This is a genomic window from Caulobacter sp. GW456-12-1-14-TSB4 (assembly GCF_059424195.1).
Window position 1 is genome coordinate 79,776 of sequence record NZ_JBWKZF010000012.1, and the last position, 18,291, is coordinate 98,066.

The window sequence follows — 18,291 nt, forward strand, 5'->3', positions numbered from 1 at the left end:
GGGTAGAGCCGCATCTCTCCACGAACCCGGATCCGAATGTCCAAGGTCGCCTACCGCCCCGATATAGACGGCCTCCGCGCGGTCGCCGTCGTCCCGGTCGTGCTCTTCCACTTCCAGAACAGCCTCGTCCCCGGCGGCTTTGCGGGCGTGGACATCTTCTTCGTGATCTCGGGCTTCCTGATCACGGCGATCCTGCTGCGCGAGGCGCGCGGCGAGGGGATACGCCTGCTGGAATTCTACAAGCGGCGCGCGCTGCGGATCCTGCCGCCGCTGTTCTTCATGCTGCTGCTGGTGACGATGGCCTGCTTCGTCATCATGACCAGCCGCGAGATGGCGGCGATGGCCAAGAGCCTGCCGTTCATCGCCACCTCGACGGCCAACCTCTACTTCATGACGTTGACCAACTACTTCGATCCGGACGCCGGCATGAACGTCCTGATCCACACCTGGTCGCTGGGCGTCGAGGAGCAGTTCTACATCGTCTACCCGCTGGCGCTGATCCTGTGCGTGCGCCTGGGCAAGCGTTGGGGTCGGATCGCGATGCTGGCCCTTGTGGTGGCGACCTTCGCGGCCAACGTCTTCCTGGTGCAGACCCAGCACGACAAGATCGCCTTCTATGGCTTCCCGTTCCGGGCCTGGGAACTGGGCCTGGGCGCCCTGGTCGCCATGGGCCTCGCGCCCGAGCTGAAGGCTCGCTGGGCGCGTGAGATCCTGGCCCTGGCGGGCCTGGCCCTGATCGCCGTCGCCCTGGTCACCCTCTCGCACGCCACGCCCTTCCCCGGTTGGGCGGCCGCCACGCCGGCGCTGGGCGCGATGCTGGTGATCGCCTATGGCCACGAGACCTTCGTCGGGCGCGTGCTGGGATCGCTGGCCCCACGCGTCACCGGCCGCATCTCCTACTCGCTGTATCTGTGGCATTGGCCGGTCATCGTCCTGGCCCAGCACCTGGTTGGCGAGCGCTTCGGCGTCGTAGGGACCCTCGTCTGCTTCGGCCTGATCATCGGGACGGCCGTGGTCTCCTACCAGTTCGTCGAGCGCCCGTTCCGCGGCCCGCCATGGCTGACCCTGTCGCCGGCGCGCGTGCTGATCGGCGCGGGCGTGGTCGTGGCGATCTTCGTGGCCATGGGACCGCTGGGCCAGATGGCCGCGCCCTGGACCCTTCCAGCCTCAAACCCTGAAGCCCGCGCCCTGGCCCGCTACGCCGATTACAATCAGCGCCCCGACAGCATGGCCGCCGTCCGCATGCACGAGTGCTTCCTGCTGCCCGACGAACCGGCCGGCAAGGCCATCGACCCCGCCCGTTGCCTGACCCCGGCGGGCGGCAAGCCGGCGGTGCTGATGCTGGGCGACAGCCATGCGGCCTATCTGACGCCCGGCCTGCGCGCGGCCTATCCCGAGATCGACTTCCTGCAGCGCACCGTCGCCGGTTGCACGCCGGTGAAGGATTTCCGCACCGGGACGCCCGCCTGCCAAGCCCAGCTGGACGCGATCTATGGCGAGCACGCCACGCCCCCGAACTATCGGACGATCCTGCTGGCGGCCCGCTGGAACGAGGCCGACCTTCCCAAGCTGGACCGCAGCATCGCCTTGCTGAAGGCCCGGGGCTTGAACGTCGTCGTGATCGGACCGGCGATCGAGTATCTGACGCCCCTGCCCGATATCCTCGCCCGCGCCAAGCTTTGGCCGTCTCTGGTGACCCCCGATCGCTTCCGGAAAGCCTCGCGCACCCAGCTCGATGAGACCATGGCGCGGTCGGCGGCCAAGGCCGGCGTCACCTATGTCTCGCAGCAGAAGGCTCTGTGCGCCGGCGGCCAGTGCCCAACCCTGACCACGGCGGGCGTGCCGGTGTCGTTCGACTACGGCCACTATACGCTGGAAGGCGCGCGCGCGGCGGGAGACGCCATTCGCAACCGCGACCCCGAGCTGCAAAAAAAGCTGGAAATGTAAGGAACAAGGGTTTCTATCATGCGTTAAAACGCAGGGTAGAGGAGCGGGTTCACTGCTATCGGGTGTCCAATATCTCCGTGGCGTGGCCGCGGCCCTGGTCGTGCTGATGCACGCCAACGCGATGATGCGTTATCCGGAGTATTTCGGCGCCAGTCCTCATCACTGGACCAGCCTGGGCCTCTTCGGCGTCTCGATCTTCTTCGTCATCAGCGGCTTTATCATCGCCGTGGTCGCACTGCAGACGGACGGTTCGCCCAAGCTGGAAGCCAGCGACTTCACCATCCGCCGCTTCGTCCGCATCGTGCCGTTCATGTGGCTGTGCGTGATCGGCTACAATCTGCTGAGCTATGTCGGCACCGGCCGGATCGAGTGGGCCGCCGTGGCGCGGGCCATGGTGCTGTGGCCCGTCGGCGAGCTTAAGCCCAACGTGCTTTGGACGCTGCGGCACGAGCTGCTGTTCTACTTCCTCTTCGCGGTCGCCCTGCTGTGGGGAAAGCCGCGGCCATGGCTCCTGGCGGTGTGGTTCGTCGCGCCCCTGGCCGTCGGCGCTTGGGTGGGCACCGGGACCCTCGCCGGTTCGCCCCAAGCCGAGTTGCTGCGGCTGACGCTCATGGGCGACCAGAACGGCGCCAACCTGCAATTTGGCGCGGGCCTCCTGCTCGGCATGCTGTGGTTGAAGCGCAGCAGCTTCATGCAGCCTCGGCTGCCGTTCGGCCCGATCGTCACCCTGGCCGTCGCCGCCGTGGCGACGATCGCGATCGAGCGGGCCACGCCGATGATGGCCTATGCGCCGCTCCGGATGGCGGCGCACACGCTGGCCGCGACGATCGTGGTGTGGGTCGGCGTCATCGCCAAGCCCGAGAAGAGTCCGCTGGACGCGCTGTGGGTGCTGCTGGGCGACGCCTCCTACGCCATCTACCTGACGCACAACGCGACCCTGCTGATCGCCATGACCGTCGCGTCGCACCTCAAGTCGCTGCTGCCGCCGGATGGCTTCCTGGTCGCCCTGATCCTGGCCGGCGTCGTCGGCGGCGTCATCGTGCACAAGCTGATCGAGCGTCCGCTGCTGCGGCTGCTGTCGCATCGCTTCAAGCAGCCCACCCCGGCGCTGGCCCGCGCCAAGGGCGTCGCCTAGGCGGACTTCAGTCGGGGCTTCAGCGTCCCGGCCACGGCGTCGAAGGCCCGCTTCACCATGCGGTTCAGGGGCTTCTCGATGAAGCGATAGACGAACACACCCGTCAGCATGCCGGCCACGGCCGAGACCACCACCAACGGCGGCCCCCAGGCGGCGGGGCTCTTCTTGATCACCAGCACGGTGACCGCGCCGATCGCGAACATGTGGAAGAGGTACATCGAGTAGCTGGCGTCACCCAGATAGGCCGCCCAGCCCGGGACCTTGGAGTCCCAGGCGTCGCCGGCCATCGCCAAGACGCCGATGATGACGGTGCAGGTGGCCACGATCCAGGCGTGAACCCAGGGATCTGTCGGCGCCGTTAGGGGATAGATGAAGATCAGGCCGACCAGCGACACGGCGCTGACCGCCAGCCAGGCGATCCCCTGGCCACTCTTCATCTCCCACTCGTATCGCATGCTGAGCACCGCCAGCCACACGCCGGTCACGAAGCCCAGGGTGTCGATGCGCGTATAGAATTCCATCGGCTGGCTGGTCATCGGGAAGATCTGGAGCTGGCCCAGCGCCATCAGCGTCACGAAGATGACCGTCAGCATCACCGCCCGCGTCATCGCGTTGAACGCGAACAGCAGCGCGAAGACGACGTAGAAGAACATCTCGAAGTTCAGCGTCCAACCCAGGCGCAGGAAGGGGTCGATCGAGGCGCCGCCAGGCTCGGGAGTCGGGATGAACAGCACCGACATCACGATGTGGCGAACGTCAAAGACCGTGTCCTTGAAAGCCCAAGGCGCGATCAGCACGCCGACAACCGCCACCGCCGTCGCGAAATAGTAGAGCGGCGCGACGCGCAGCAGGCGCTTCTTGATGAAGTCGAGCGGGGCGAACGCATCTTGGCCGGTCGTCCGCACCATGATGTAGCCGCTGATGACGAAGAACAGCGTGACCCCGAACTTGCCGAACAGGTGCGCGGCCTCGAAGGTCCCCTTGTAGGGGTGGATGATCGCGTGCGTGATCACCACGGTCATCGCCGCGATGGCGCGGCCCCATTGCAGACCGACCAGTCTTTTCATCGCTCGGCATCCATTCCGAGGCGCCCCGCCCCGACGATGGTCCTTATCGTGTGACCCGGGATCACGCCACTAACCATCAATGAAGTCGCGAAGCCGCGACGTGAAGCTATCCGGCGCATAGGCCGACACACGCGACGAAGCGCTCAGGTCGCTCAGCCGCACCAGGTGCGCGACCAGCTCTTCCTCGTTCATGGCCACGTACACGCCCGGCGTGTCGCGGAAACGCTCGGCGGTGGCGATCTGGTGTCCGTTGCGATGTTCGCCGCGCACGTGGTCGCGCGGCATGATGATGATCGGCTTGCCGCACTCCATCGCGGTCAGGATCGAGCCCATGCCCGCGTGGCTGATCAGGATGGTCGAGGCGGTCTGGAGTTCGCGGAAGGCGTCCGGCGCCAGGAAGGCGAAGGCGCTCAGGATCTGCGGCCGATAGGCCGACGGGCCGACCTGGGCGACGATATCCGTGCGCTTCTGCAGGACAGCCCATTCGTCCACCGCTCGGACGAGCCGGTCGAAGGGGAGTTGCGTGCCGACTGACAGGAGTATCAAAGCACCGATCCATAGCACTGCAGGCCCGGATATTTTTCCGTCAGGTGCGGCCACTGGGTCAGCCAGAGGTCGGCATATCGACGGACGAGGCGCCCGGACAAGGAGAGCTCCTCGGAATTGGCGATGCTGTCGATCCAGATCGTTTTGGCCCCGAACAGGCGACCCAGCCACAGCGCCACGAGGCCGGGCGCGGCGCCCGTCGTGACGATGACCGAGGGACGGAACCTGAGCAGCAGGAACGCCATCTGCGCGACCAGCACGGGAACGCGCGCGGGCTCGCTCTGCGACGCGTCGCTGACGACGGCCACGGGTCGGTCGCCCGACGGCGCCCTCGATCCCTTCATGGTGCTGACATACAGCGTGTCGAGGCCCTCGAAAGCATGGGCCATCCGGGACAGCTGCACCCAGTGCCCCCCGCCTGACGCGACGAGCAGCAGCCGCTTGGCTTTGATGGGGGAGGCGAGACCGCCTGTAGACTCAGAAATCGGCTTCGACTCCCATCCGACCCGACCAGTCGCTGACGACCGCGAACCAACATGATCTTTGATAAGCGTAGCGGGATACAGTCACAGAAAAGTTGTTACTTCCGTACCCCAAAAATTTAGGTCAGGCATACGCGAAGCGCATCATTGCCCGCGATCTCATACGCGCATCTTCCATCTAAGCCTAACAAGTCAAAATACCCTTGCGATCGGCGCGATCAGCGATCTTTCGGCGGCGTGAGCAAAAAGCATTCGCGATCATCACCCGGCCGATAAGCGGAGGGCGCGCAGGTCTCCGGCTGGCCGAACACCCATCCCGATCCCTTGAAGCCAGCATAGACGCGACCGAAGACATCCTTGTCCGCGTCCATCACTACAACTTCGTCGAGACTGCCGGTCGGGAACTCGCCAATGCGGGTCCAGCTGCCTCCCTCGTCGATCGAACGCCAGAAGCCGTAGACGCCCTTCACGTGCGCTGCGACGTAGAGCGTCGGATAGTGCTTGCCCGGCGCGGCCTTGCCCAGGGCGATGTCATGCGCGTGGGTCACGTCCTTCAGGATCGTCCAGGTGCGACCGCCATCGACGCTGCGGCGCAACGCCGAGTCCGGACCGCCGACGTCAGCGGTGAAGAACAGATGTCCGGCCTTGCCTGGCACGGCCCGCAGCTTGGCGCTGGCTCCGCTGTTGGGGGCGATCTCGCCACGGAACACGCGCGACCATGCGCGACCCCCGTCATGAGTGACCCACAGCCCGGCCAGGGCGGCGTTGTCGCCATCGCCGCTGTGCATCAGATAGAAGGTGCCCGGCCGCACTCGGTCCGACGTCAGCGTGCGGCGATGGAAGTAGTAGCTGCCGTAGGACCCCGTGTTCGGCAGGCGCTCGCCCGGCAATACGACGCGCGACCACGTCTGGCCGCGATCGGTCGTATAGAAGGGCGAGCGATTATTGGCCGGCTCCCAGACGATGTTGTTTACGTCCTTGGCCGAGACCGCGATCGTGCCGTACGACATGCGCCAGGGGTCCGACGCCGTGGTCCCCGGCGGGGTGGGCAGGCTGGGGAACTTCGACCAGGTCCGGCCGCCGTCCTGGCTGTAGCCCGCCATGACGGCGTTGCCGTCCTGCCAGCAGCACTTCAGCGTGTCCGAGGCGTTGGTCACCAGGAAGGACGGATTGGAAGCGCTCCAGTCGACCTGTTGCACGGCGATCAGCACACGCTCCTTGGGGCCGTAGCCGGTGGAGAAGCGGGTCAGGTCGTCGCGAAGGTGGACGCCGAAGTCCCAGGCCGCGAACAGCGGAAGCCGCCCTGGCGGGGCCACCACGTCATTGGCCACCAGTTCCTCGATTCCGCGCGCCTGGCTGTTCCACTCGATCTTGGCGCTGCCCGGTTGCAGGTCGGCGTAGTAGGGACCCGTCCCCGCCGCGTTCCACAGCCGTCCTGGAACCTGCGGGTCGAAATAGACCTGGGCCGTCGCGAAATAACCCTTGTCCGAGACCCGCAGCCACGGCGGCTCGCCGCCCGGACCAACCTTCGAGCGGCCGGCCATCCGGCTCCAGCGCGCGCCGCCGTCGGTGCTGTGGAAGCCTCGGCCGCCCTCGTCGAACACATAGATCGCGCCATCGCGCGGATCGATGGTCACGGTGGCGAACGGCGCGGGCGTCAGTCCCGCCGCGCCGGCGAGGTCGGACCAAGCGCCGTTGGCGAACTTCCAGACCTTCTTGGCGTCATGATCGACGCCATAGAAGGCGCCATCCTTGCCGAACGCGCCCTGGCGCAGGATCGTCGGACGCGCGCCCCCCGAAGTCAGCGGCGAGAAGCTCGATCCGCCGTCGGAGGACCGGAACACGCCCGCGCCCGGCGACATCGCCCAGACCTCGCCGCCATCCCCGCCGCCATTCGGCCGGAACCAGACGACGATGCCCGCCGATCGATCGTCGGCCTTGGCCGGCGTCGGCACGGACTCCACGCGGGTCCAGTTCCGTCCGCCGTCGGCCGAGCGCCACAAGCCGTTGGCCGGCGTACCGAACAGCACGAGCTCGGGATTGGCGGGCGCCACGGCGATGAAGGGACCCGAATGGCGGAACGGACCGTTGGCGTCGAACGCGACAGGCGGCAGGGACGTCTTGGCGAAATGCGCGCCACCGTCGTCGGAGCGATAGAGGCCGCCGGCGATGGCCATATAGATGCGTCGCGAATCCGACGGCGCGACCACCACTTCATAGACGCCCTGGCTGAGGACCATGGGCTTGCGGTCGGCCTCCGGCATGGACGAGGCGGTGACCAGCTGCGTCCAGCGCGATTTTTCGGCATTCCACAGGTAGGCGCCGTAGACGTCGGCGCGCGCGACGCGCGTCCGCCCGGCCCTGTCGGCGCTGAGCCCGGTCACGAAACCACCGCCGCCGATCGCCACCGGCCGCCAGCCATAGGCGCGAGCGTCGGGCGCGGCGATCCGGGGCGCGACAACCTGGTGGACGGCGTTCGGCGAGGCCGCCTCGCGCTCGTCCGACGTCACGGCCATAGCGAGCGCAACCAACAGCAACGAAATCATCGCGACCCTCACACAGCCCCCTCTCGACGCCTGCCCGCTTCCTCGGATTCCGGCCGGCCCAGACCGCTCTCAAACAGAGATTGGTGGCCACACCGAGGCCGACACGGCTTCGCTTTCATGCTATCATGAGCTATGCCGGTCGCGCCTCTATAAGCTAAACGCAAGCTTCACCTTAGCTTAGCGCTTCGTTTGCACTTAGCGGCGCATATTGGCTTTAGTTTCATTGCGGTGGGCAATGAGAGGCGGCGAGCGCATAACACACTCAGCGAGCACGTACGGTTATTTACACAACCGCTCCATTGTGTCTTCTGCGCTTTGCAGGCGGAAAATAACATCCTCAGTCTCGGCTTGGCGCCGAAACGAAATATAGCGGCGGTTTGATGGCAAACATTGACGATACGCAGCAAATGTCTGGCCGCTCAGGTGGTCCGACAGGCGAAACGATCGATATCCAACGACTGATCGCGGTCTTCCGCAGGCGCTTCCGGCTGTTCGCCATCGTGGCGGGCGCGGTGGCGCTGGCGGTCGTGATCTTCTCGCTGCGCCAGACCCCGCTCTACACCGCGACCGCGGGTGTGATGATCAACACCCGCACCGAGAAGGTGGTGGAGTCGCAGGCGGTCATGTCGAACCTGACGGCCGACACCAGCGTCGTCGACACCGAAGTCGAAGTGCTCAAGTCGCCTAAGCTCACCCAGAGCGTCGTCGATGCGCTGCATCTCGACCGCGATCCCGAGTTCAACGCCACCCTGAACAAGCCGGGCCTGGTCGGCTCCGCCATCGGCGGCGTGCGCGGCCTCCTGGGCGGCGCCCCGCCGGCCGCCGATCCCGCCAGCGTCAAGCAGAGCGTCGTCAACGCTGTCGCCAAGCGCCTGGCGGTCCGCCGCGTCGGCCTGACCTATTCGATGACGATCAGCTTCACCTCGAAGTCGCCGGCCAAGGCCGCCGAGATCGCCAACGCCTTCGCCAACACCTACATCAGCTCGCAGCTGGAAGCGAAATTCAACGCGACGCAGGACGCCAACAAGTGGCTGAACACGCGCATCGAAACCCTGCGCGTCCAGATGCAACAGGCCGACGCCGAGGTCTCGGCCTATCGCGTGGCCAACAACCTGCTGAGTTCAGCCGGCACCACGCTCACCGAGCAGGAAATCTCGGCCTACAACCAGCAACTGGCCACCGCGCGCGCCGCACAGGCCGGCGAGGAAGCCCGCCTGCGCACCGCGACGTCGCAGATGGCCAATGGCTCGAACGGCGACGACGTCGGTGAGGCGCTCAGCTCGCAAGTCATCCAGAATCTTCGCGCCCAGCGCGCCGCCGTCAGCGGCCGTGTCGCCGACCTCAGCAGCCGCTACGGCGACCGTCACCCCGACCTGATCCGCGCGCGGCAGGAACTGGGCGACATCGATGCGCAGATCCAGGCCGAAATCCGCCGCATCGTCTCGAACCTGGAAGCCCGGGCCCGTGTCGCCCGGCAGCAGACCGCCTCGGTCCAGTCCAGCCTCAGCGGCGCGCGCGGCACCCTGGCCGTCAATAGCGCGGCCTCGGTTCGCCTGAAGCAACTGGAAGACAACGCCGAGTCCGCTCGCAGCGTCTATCAAAGCTTCCTGGACCGCTACAAAGTGACCGGCGCCCAGGCGGGCACCGAACAGGCCGATGCCCGCATCGCCTCGCTGGCCGCCATCCCCACCAGCGCCAGCTCGCCCAAGCTCGTCCTCAGCTTCGCGATCGCGATCGTCCTCGGCGGCGGCTTCGGCCTGCTCGCGGTGATCCTCGCCGAGATGATGGACGCCGCCCTCGCCACCAGCGAGGACATCGAACGCAAACTGGGCCTGCCCTCGATCGGCTCGATCCCGCTGATGAACTCGGTGGCCGAGGCCGGCGACAAGAACATCCAGCCGATCGACTTCGTGATGAAGAAGCCGCTGTCGGCCTTCGCCGAGGCCTTCCGCTCGCTGCGCACCTCGATCACCTACTCGGTGCCCGGCCAGCAAGGGAAGATCGCCGTACTGACCTCGGCCCTGCCGGCGGAAGGCAAGACGACGACCTCGATCTGCCTGGCCCGCGTCACGGCCCAGGCCGGCGGCCGCGTCCTGCTGATCGACTGCGACCTTCGCCGTCGCGCCGTGAGCCGGTCGCTGGGTCTCAACCCGCCGCTGGGCCTTGTCGATCTCCTGCACGGCCGCGCTACGCTGGAGCAGATCATCACCCTGGACCAAGCGTCCGGCGCCTATGTCCTGCCCCTGACCGCCGACACCTCGACCACCGAGGACGTCTTTGGCACCCCGGCGATGGACGCCCTGCTGACCTCGCTGCGCTCGCGCTTCGACCTCGTGGTGCTCGACACCGCGCCGGTCCTCGCCCTGGCCGACACCCGCATCCTGGCCATGAAGGCTGACGTGGTGGTGCTGCTGGCGCGCTGGCGCAAGACTCCGGCCCGCGCGATCGGCGCCTCGATCCGCCTGCTTCAGCAGTCGGGCGCCCAGATCGCCGGCGTCGTCCTAACCCAGGTCGACATGAACGTTCAGTCCAAGCAAGGCTACGGCGACTCGTCGTACTACTACGACGAATACAAGAAGTACTACGCGACCTAACGGACGCGCAGAGACACATGGGAAACCCGCCATCGACCCTGTCGGTGGCGGGTTTTTTATTGCCCGAAGACCTGGACCATCGTTGAGACCAAGCCAACATCACCTAGATGGCAGCTCATGACTAACGCCACATTCATTATATAAAACAGGACTTTAACTGTAAGACTTGGGCGATATTTAATCCTGTTACGCCAAGTTCCTAGTCTGAACCCCGTACCCATTCGGGACCGACGACAGGAGCTCGCCATGCACATGCAGGCCACCAAGACCCAGCTCGACGCCATCGCTCCCACTCCGCGCCGGAATTTCGGCCCGCTCGTGGGTTACAGCGTCGCCACCATCGCTTGCGGCGGCTTCTGGGCGTTCGCGCTCCACATCCTTTTCTAGTCGCCCTGCGACAACGAGGCATGGCCTCGGCCCAAATTGTCGCATTCATTTCCGCGACCATTTCAATTAACCATAACACACAACAAATCACATCACACCAATCCGCCATTATACTTTAATAAACCTAAGTATTTAACGGCGATATTACCGGACACATGGCAACCTCTTAATAACAACTGGGATGTTGCTATGTTCAAGCGCTTACTGCTCAGCTTTGCCGTGACGATGATCGCCGCGCCGGCCACCGTGCTGGCCGCGACCGCCGCATCGCCCGCCATGTCGCTCGGCCCCGCCGTCGCGCCGCCGATGGGCTTCGCCGAGATGTGCCAGCGCCAGCCCGGGGAATGCCTCGAGCAGGACGACGTCGCCGACCCGACCAAGCTCGCCGCCATGCAGGTCTGGGCTGGTCAGGCCCGCTGGGCCTCCGTGTTCGGCGGTCGCGCGCTGGAAACGCCCGCCTCGGCCTTCGTCAGCGAGACCCGGACGGTGCATCGGTCCTGGGGTCCGCGCTGGAACAACATCTTCAACATCGCCCAGGAGCCGGAGCTTCCTGAAGCCTCGACCCAAGGCGACACAGCCGCGGAAACCCCGGCCTCCACGCCGGGCCTTGAAGCCACCCTGCCCCAGGTCGAGTCCGAGGAAGCGCCGGTCATCGCGACGCTGGACGAACGCACGATCTTCAAGATCAACAGCCAGGTGAACCGCAAGATCCACCGCGCCACCGACTTCGAGGTCTACGGCCGCCAGGACTACTGGGCGCCGTCGAGCGACAAGGTGAAGCGCGGCGACTGCGAGGACTACGTCCTGGCCAAGCGCCGCGCCCTGATCGAAGCCGGCGTGTCCAGCCGCGCCCTCTCGATCGCCCTGGTGCGCACGGCCTACGGTGAAATGCACGCCGTCCTGCTGGTCGCCACGGCCAAGGGCGAGGTCGCGCTCGACAACCTGTCGCCGTGGGTGCTGCCCTGGAACGAGACGCCCTATCAATGGATCGAGCGTCAGGCGCCCGGCTCGTCCACCAAGTGGGTCAGCCTTGACGCGCGCAGCTAAGACGAATCTTTCGCCGCCCCACTGAATCTATGGGCGTTTGCGCCTGGGGGCGCTAAAAGCCGCTGAATCAGCAGCGACGGTGAACTTATGCGCGTAGCAATGATCGGCACGGGTTATGTGGGCCTGGTGTCGGGGGCGTGTTTCGCCGACTTCGGTCACGTCGTGACCTGCATCGACAAGGACCCGAGCAAGATCGAGCGCCTCGAGCGCGGCGAAATCCCGATCTTCGAGCCGGGCCTGGATGACCTGGTCGCGCGCAATGTCCGCGAAGGCCGCCTGTTCTTCACGCTCGAAGGCGCCGAAGCGATCAAGAACGCCGACGCGGTGTTCATCGCCGTCGGCACCCCGACGCGGCGCGGCGACGGCCATGCCGACCTGTCCTACGTCTACGCCGCCGCCGAGGAGATCGCCGGCCTGATCGACGGCTTCACCGTCATCGTCACCAAGTCGACCGTGCCGGTCGGCACTGGTGATGAGGTCGAGGCGATCATCAAGAAGGCTCGTCCGGACGCCCAGTTCGCCGTGGTCTCCAACCCCGAGTTCCTGCGCGAAGGCGCGGCGATCGAGGACTTCAAGCGTCCCGACCGCGTGGTCGTGGGCACCGAGGACGAACGCGCCCAAGCCGTGATGCGCGAACTCTATCGGCCGCTGAGCCTCAACGAGACCCCGATCGTCTTCACCGGCCGCCGCACCAGCGAGCTGATCAAGTATGCGGCCAACGCCTTCCTGGCGATGAAGATCACCTTCATCAACGAGATGGCCGACCTCTGCGAGAAGGTCGGCGCCGACGTCCAGCAAGTGGCCAAGGGCATCGGCCTGGACAAGCGGATCGGCGGCAAGTTCCTCAACGCCGGTCCGGGCTATGGCGGCAGCTGCTTCCCCAAAGACACCATCGCCCTCGTCAAGACCGCCCAGGACTACGGCGCGCCCACGCGCCTGATCGAGACCACGGTCGAGGTCAACGACGCGCGCAAGAAGGCCATGGCCGGCAAGGTGGCCCAGGCCATCGGCGCCGAGGACCTGACCGGCAAGACGATCGGCGTGCTGGGTCTGACCTTCAAGCCCAACACCGACGACATGCGCGACGCCCCCAGCCTCGACATCCTCCCGGCGCTGCAGGCCCTGGGCGCCAAGGTCCAGGCCTTCGATCCCGAAGGCGCCAAGGAAGCCTCGCACATGCTCAAGGACGTCGACTTCAAGGCGGGCGCTTATGAAGTAGCCGAAGGCGCCGACGCCCTGGTCATCATCACCGAGTGGGACCAGTTCCGCGCCCTCGACCTGGACCGCCTGAAGCTGCTGATGAAGTCGCCGACGGTGGTGGATCTGCGCAACGTCTACAAGCCGGCCGAGATGGTCCGCCACGGCTTTACCTACGCCAGCATCGGACGAGGTTGAGGCATGGCGACTCCGATCATCGTCACCGGTGCGGCGGGCTTCATCGGCATGCACGTGGCCGAGCGTCTGCTGGATCGCGGCGAGACGGTGATCGGGGTCGATGTCTTCAACACCTATTACGACCCGGCGCTGAAGGACGCCCGCGCGGCGCGGCTGGAAGGCCGAGGCGGCTTCACGATGGTCCGCCTGGACATCGCCGAGCATGAGGCCTTCGCCGAGCTGGTGAGGACCTCGGGCGCACGCCGGGTCGTCCACTTGGCCGCCCAGGCGGGGGTTCGCTACTCGATCGAGAACCCGTTCGCCTACGAGCGGTCGAACCTGGCCGGCCATCTATCGGTGCTGGAGGCCTGCCGCCATGCTGGCGTCGAGCACCTGGTCTACGCCTCGTCATCGTCGGTCTATGGCGACCGGCCGCTGAACGGCGACGGCTTCCGCGAGACCGATCCCGCCAACGAGCCCGTGTCCCTTTACGCCGCCACCAAGCGCTCGTGCGAACTGCTAAGCCAGAGCTATTCGGCGCTGTACGGCTTCCCGCAGTCGGGCCTGCGGTTCTTCACCGTCTATGGCCCCTGGGGCCGGCCGGACATGGCCTATTACGGCTTCACCGAAAAGATGCTGAAGGGCGAGCCGATCGACGTCTATGGCGAAGGCCAGATGGCGCGCGACTTCACCTATATCGACGACATCGTCGACGGCATCCTGGGCGTGCTGGATCATCCGCCGTCGGCGGGCGAGCACGAGGTCTACAACATCGGCGACAACGATCCGGTCGGCCTGATGGAGATGATCACCACGCTGGAAACGGCGCTGGGGATCGAGGCCCAGAAGATCTTCCTGCCGATGCAGCCGGGCGACGTACCGGCCACCTTCGCCAATATCGACAAGCTGCAGGCGCTGTGCGGCTATAAGCCCAAGGTCAAGCTGGCCGAGGGGCTGGCCCGCTACGTCGCCTGGCGCAAGACCTACGCCGGCTGAGCTCCCACGGCTTGAGCGGCTTGCTTGGCCGCCTGGTGCTCGCGCCACGAGATGAACAGGGTCGAGATCACCACGATCGCCGCGCCGAGCAGGACCGCCGGCTTGGGGACCTCGTGGAACAGCAGCAAGCCCGCGCCGACCGCGAAGACCAGCCGCGTATAGTCGATCGGGGCCATGACCGCCGCCTCGCCGGCCTCCATGCCCTTGATATAGGCCCCTTGGGTGAAGGTGCCGATCACGCCCATGGCGGCCAGTAGCCCGAGGTCCGGCCACGTCGGCCACTTCCAGACGAACAGGGCCGGCGGAATGGCGAAGACCAGGCCCAGCACCGCCGCATAGACCAGCAGCACGAACGGACTGTGGTCGCGGGTCATGACCTTCATGCCGGTGATGGTCAGGGCGAACAGGAAGGCCGAAATCAGGGCGCAGGCCTGGGGCCAGCCGATCCAGGCCGCAGCGCCGCCCGAACCGGGCCGCAGCATGATCAGCACGCCCACGAACCCAACCAGCGCCGCGCCCAGCCGCAACGGCCCGATCGGCTCGCGCAGCACGAAGGCGGCCAGCGGGACCAGCCATAGCGTCCGCGTGAACGACAGCGCGTTGGCGTCGGCCAGCGGCAGCTTCTGATAGGCGTAGAAGCCCATGATCAGCGCCAGCACCCCGGCGCTGGACCGGAAGATCAGGATGCCCGGCCGCGTCGTGCGGAACGCCGCCTTCCAGTCACGGGCCATCAGCGGCAGCAGCACGATCACCCCGGCCAGCTGCCGATAGAAGGTCTGCAACGCCGCCGGGTAGCCGGGCCCGAGGAACTTGATCAGGGTGGTCATCGCCGTGAAGCCGACCGCCGAGGCCAGCATCCACAGCGCGCCGCGCAGGTTGGGGGTGAGGGTCACCCGGCCGCGCCGGCGGCGACCAGCTGGGCCCGCATCGCCTCGGCCTGCTCAGGGCTGATGCCCATGGCCGCCAGGATCGGCGAAGGCGTGTTCTTGTCCCAGGCCGAGCGCGGACCCACCGTGATGCCGCCGTCGACGACGATGTGCGTGCCCGTGACGAACTGGGAGTCGTCGCTGGCCAGATAGAGGGCGGCGGCGGCGATGTCCTCGGGCAGGCCCGACTTGGGGACCGGCTGGATCTTGGGACCGATCGAGGCGATCTGGGCGGCCATCTGGTCGGCGACCTCGCGCGGCAGCCCCATCGAGGCCCCGAAGATCGAAGTGGCGATCAGGCCCGGGCAGATGGCGTTGACCCGGATCTTCAGCGGCGACAACTCGGCCGCCGCGCAACGGCTCATATGGATCACCGCCGCCTTGGCCGCCGAATAGGCCAGCGGCCCGAAGCCCGCCTGCAGGCCGGCGATCGAGGCGGTGTTGATGATCGAGCCGCCGCCGCGCTTCAGCATCAGCGGCAGGGCGTGCTTCATGCCGATGGCCGGGCCACGCACCAGCAGGGCGAAGGTCTTGTCCCAGCCCTCGACGGTCAGCTCGGGCACCGAGGCGGGCGTGCCGCCATGGCCGGCGTTGTTGAACAGGATGTCGAGGCCACCGAAGCTACTCTCAGCGAGCGCCATGGTCTTGGCCAAGTCGTCTTCGGAGGTGACGTCACAGCGCGAGAAGCGGACGCGGTCGGGGAAACGCTTTTCCAGCATCTCGCCCTTCTCGGCCTGCAGGTCGGCGGCGATCACGCTCGCCCCCTCGGCCACGAACAGCTCGACCGCGCCGAGCCCGATGCCCGAGCAGCCCCCGGTGACGACGGCGACCTTGCCGTCCAGACGTCCGACCATGAGAAATCCCTCCGCGTCCCCGACCTCTTCGTGGGTCAGTGATCAATGATCATATTCGCGGAGCAAACGGTCGTTGGCTAGGGGTGTCACACCCCAAAAAGCCAAGTTGAAATCAGGCCGGGCGGCGCACCAGCGGTTCCAGGCGACGGCCCAGATGACTGGCGGCCAGCCAGACCATGCAGGGCACCAGCAGCACGGCCCAGGCCAGGCCTAGCCCGACCAGACCCACGCCGGCGACCGCGCGGTGCGTAAAGCTGGAGCGCTCGTTGGCCTCCAGCGTCATGACACGAATATCCAGGCCCATTATGCCCCAAGCCCCACTCTCGAGATCACCATCTCGGTCCCCACAGACCTCGCAACCATATCAGCGCACCCCTTCATTGCGGGCGCGCATCTGTTCCCAGCGGGCGTTTTCCGCCGCGCGCGGATCACTGATCCCGGCGCGCTTGCCCAGCGCCCGGACCACATCGCGGCAGGCCGGACCGACCAGCGACCACGGCTCGACGCAGTAGCGCGAGAACAGGCGCTGCGGATCGACCATCAGCCGGAACAACCATTCCATGCCCAGCGGGCCCATCCAGCGCGGCGCGGCCTTCTGGACGCCGGCCTCGTAGTCGAAGGCCCCGCCCACCGTGAAGGTCACGGCCGGGCCGTAGGCCTGGTGGTTTTCCAGCGTCCAGATCTCCTGGCGCGGCATGCCCATGCCGACCAGCACGATGTCCGGCGCGAAGGCGCGAATGGCCTCGACCACCGCATCGTTGGCGGCCGAGCCGGGCTTCACGTCGAAATAGCCGTGATGGCTGGCGATCTGGGCGGTCGGATAGTCCTGATGGATGCGCTCGACGGCCTTCTCGGCCACGCCCGGAGCGCCGCCGACGAAGAAGACCTTCCAATTCTTCTGCGCGACCAGCGACCAGAAGTCCTCGCGCCAGTCCAGATAGGTGCAGCGGTGGAAGCGTCGGCTGGCCCGGCCCACCAGCCGCGCCCAGAAGATCAGCGGCACGCTGTCGACCTCGATCAGGTCGGCCTGCCGGTAGAACTCGCCGATCTGGTGATCCTTGCCGATCAGGTACAGGCTGTGGAGGTTGTGGTTGGCCACGATCGCGCTCTGGCGCGCTTCCAGCTTGCCCGTGACGAAGTGAAAAACCTCTTCGGGCCGCACGAGGTCCATGACGCCGCCCAGCACGCGGACACGCTCCTCGGGGCGTCGCGTCAGGCGATAGGCGCGGCGCGGCGCGGCGGGCGCCGCGTCGTTCATTCCGCTCTGGTCCTGTGAGACGAACATCGCCGCAGAGTCTCCTGGTCTCGAGGAGCCACTCTGCGGAAATGTCGTTTTTCCTTCGCTAAAAAGGATACTTAGCGGGATTTAACCACGACCCGCGTTCACCATTCTAGTCGACGGTGATGACCACCTTGCCCATCGCCTTGCGGCTGGAGAGGTGGGCGATGGCCTCGCCGGCGCGGGCCAACGGGAAGCGCTCGGACACGTACGGCTTGATCTTTCCGGCCGCGTAGAGGTCCATCAGCTCCTTCAGATTCTGCGCGTGACCCTTGGGGTCACGAGCCACCGCGGCGCCCCAGAACACGCCCACTATGTCGCAGGACTTAAGCAAGGTGAGGTTCAGCGGGATCTTCGGAATCCCCGACGGGAAGCCGATGACCAGGAAGCGGCCGTTCCAGCCGGCGGCGCGGATGGTGGCTTCGGAATAGTCGCCGCCGACCGCGTCATAAGCCACGTCCCAGCCGTTCGGGCCGCAGGCTTCCTTGATCAGGTTGGCCAAGGCCTTCTGGCCGTCCTTGTCGAAAGGTCCCCGCGGATAGACGACGCCGCTGTCGGCGCCGTGCTTGATCGTCAGGTCGATCTTCTCCTGGCTGGAGGCGGCGGCGATGACGTTGGCGCCCATGGCCTTGCCCAGCTCGACGGCCGCCAGGCCGACACCGCCGGCCGCGCCCAGCACCAGCAGGGTCTCGCCGGCCTTCAGCACCCCGCGATCCTTCAGGGCGTAGTACGAGGTGCCGTAGGTCAGGACGAAGGCGGCGGCCTCGTCGAAGGGCATGTTGTCGGGGATATGGGTGCAGCGCTGTTCTTCCAGGGCCAGCTTCTCGGCGAAGCCGCCCCAGCCGGTCGAGGCCAGCACGCGGTCGCCGACCTTGAAGCGGGTGACACCCTCGCCCACCGCCGCGATCACGCCCGAGACTTCGCCGCCCGGCGCGAACGGACGGGTCGGCTTGAACTGGTACTTGTCCTCGATGATCAGGACGTCGGGATAGTTGACCCCGCACGCCTTGACGTCGATCAGCACCTGGCCGGGACCGGCGACGGGATCGGGCAGCTCCTCCAGCACCAGGGTCTCGGGACCACCGACTTCCTTGCTGAGCACAGCCTTCAT

At 66.5% G+C, this 18,291-nt stretch carries 16 protein-coding genes; 7 read left to right on the forward strand and 9 right to left on the reverse strand.

Features of this window, described 5'->3' with window-relative positions; all coding sequences use genetic code 11:
• The first annotated feature begins 36 nt into the window (after positions 1-36).
• Positions 37-1,947, forward strand: a complete 1,911-nt coding sequence (locus AC07YH_RS13400) for an acyltransferase family protein (RefSeq protein WP_494747481.1) — start codon at positions 37-39, stop codon at positions 1,945-1,947.
• 52 nt (positions 1,948-1,999) lie between these two features.
• Positions 2,000-3,082, forward strand: coding sequence for an acyltransferase family protein (locus tag AC07YH_RS13405; RefSeq protein WP_494747546.1), 1,083 nt, complete (start codon positions 2,000-2,002; stop codon positions 3,080-3,082).
• On the opposite strand, the gene AC07YH_RS13410 is transcribed toward AC07YH_RS13405, so the two are convergent.
• The 4 genes from AC07YH_RS13410 to AC07YH_RS13425 all read right to left on the reverse strand — a co-directional run bounded on the left by AC07YH_RS13410 (position 3,079) and on the right by AC07YH_RS13425 (position 7,693).
• Positions 3,079-4,149: an acyltransferase family protein gene (locus AC07YH_RS13410; RefSeq protein WP_494747482.1), complete on the reverse strand. Its 1,071-nt coding sequence runs from the start codon at positions 4,147-4,149 to the stop codon at positions 3,079-3,081. The two genes, AC07YH_RS13405 and AC07YH_RS13410, sit on opposite strands and share 4 nt — an antisense overlap.
• Positions 4,150-4,218: 69 nt before the next feature.
• The gene (locus tag AC07YH_RS13415) at positions 4,219-4,695 is read right to left on the reverse strand and encodes a glycosyltransferase (protein WP_494747483.1); all 477 of its coding nucleotides are present in this window, start codon (positions 4,693-4,695) and stop codon (positions 4,219-4,221) included.
• Positions 4,692-5,099 (reverse strand): glucuronosyltransferase, encoded by a 408-nt coding sequence (locus tag AC07YH_RS13420; protein ID WP_494747484.1) that lies wholly within the window; start codon positions 5,097-5,099, stop codon positions 4,692-4,694. The genes AC07YH_RS13415 and AC07YH_RS13420 overlap by 4 nt, the downstream gene beginning before the upstream one ends.
• A 296-nt stretch (positions 5,100-5,395) precedes the next feature.
• A complete protein-coding gene (locus AC07YH_RS13425; protein WP_494747485.1) occupies positions 5,396-7,693 on the reverse strand; it encodes a WD40/YVTN/BNR-like repeat-containing protein in 2,298 nt (765 codons plus the stop codon).
• A 437-nt stretch (positions 7,694-8,130) separates the two neighbouring features.
• Here AC07YH_RS13425 and AC07YH_RS13430 point away from each other — a divergent pair, with 437 nt between their 5' ends.
• From AC07YH_RS13430 to AC07YH_RS13450, 5 genes are all read left to right on the forward strand, one after another.
• Entirely contained in the window at positions 8,131-10,317 is a 2,187-nt protein-coding gene (locus AC07YH_RS13430) for a GumC family protein (RefSeq protein WP_494747486.1), read from the forward strand.
• Between the two features lie 246 nt (positions 10,318-10,563).
• Entirely contained in the window at positions 10,564-10,704 is a 141-nt protein-coding gene (locus AC07YH_RS13435) for a hypothetical protein (RefSeq protein WP_494747487.1), read from the forward strand.
• A 189-nt stretch (positions 10,705-10,893) separates the two neighbouring features.
• The gene (locus tag AC07YH_RS13440; protein WP_494747488.1) at positions 10,894-11,751 is read left to right on the forward strand and encodes a transglutaminase-like cysteine peptidase; all 858 of its coding nucleotides are present in this window, start codon (positions 10,894-10,896) and stop codon (positions 11,749-11,751) included.
• Between the two features lie 87 nt (positions 11,752-11,838).
• Positions 11,839-13,146, forward strand: a complete 1,308-nt coding sequence (locus AC07YH_RS13445) for a UDP-glucose dehydrogenase family protein (RefSeq protein WP_494747489.1) — start codon at positions 11,839-11,841, stop codon at positions 13,144-13,146.
• A gap of 3 nt (positions 13,147-13,149) precedes the next feature.
• Positions 13,150-14,121, forward strand: coding sequence for an NAD-dependent epimerase/dehydratase family protein (locus tag AC07YH_RS13450; protein WP_494747490.1), 972 nt, complete (start codon positions 13,150-13,152; stop codon positions 14,119-14,121).
• Here AC07YH_RS13450 and AC07YH_RS13455 read toward each other — a convergent pair.
• The 5 genes from AC07YH_RS13455 to AC07YH_RS13475 all read right to left on the reverse strand — a co-directional run bounded on the left by AC07YH_RS13455 (position 14,109) and on the right by AC07YH_RS13475 (position 18,291).
• Positions 14,109-15,014, reverse strand: coding sequence for a DMT family transporter (locus tag AC07YH_RS13455; RefSeq protein ID WP_494747491.1), 906 nt, complete (start codon positions 15,012-15,014; stop codon positions 14,109-14,111). The genes AC07YH_RS13450 and AC07YH_RS13455 overlap by 13 nt on opposite strands.
• A complete protein-coding gene (locus AC07YH_RS13460) occupies positions 15,011-15,901 on the reverse strand; it encodes an SDR family NAD(P)-dependent oxidoreductase (protein WP_494747492.1) in 891 nt (296 codons plus the stop codon). The genes AC07YH_RS13455 and AC07YH_RS13460 overlap by 4 nt, the downstream gene beginning before the upstream one ends.
• A gap of 112 nt (positions 15,902-16,013) precedes the next feature.
• A complete protein-coding gene (locus tag AC07YH_RS13465) occupies positions 16,014-16,205 on the reverse strand; it encodes a hypothetical protein (protein WP_494747493.1) in 192 nt (63 codons plus the stop codon).
• A 60-nt stretch (positions 16,206-16,265) separates the two neighbouring features.
• The gene (locus tag AC07YH_RS13470) at positions 16,266-17,186 is read right to left on the reverse strand and encodes a WecB/TagA/CpsF family glycosyltransferase (protein ID WP_494747494.1); all 921 of its coding nucleotides are present in this window, start codon (positions 17,184-17,186) and stop codon (positions 16,266-16,268) included.
• A gap of 106 nt (positions 17,187-17,292) precedes the next feature.
• Positions 17,293-18,291, reverse strand: coding sequence for an NADPH:quinone oxidoreductase family protein (locus tag AC07YH_RS13475; RefSeq protein ID WP_494747495.1), 999 nt, complete (start codon positions 18,289-18,291; stop codon positions 17,293-17,295).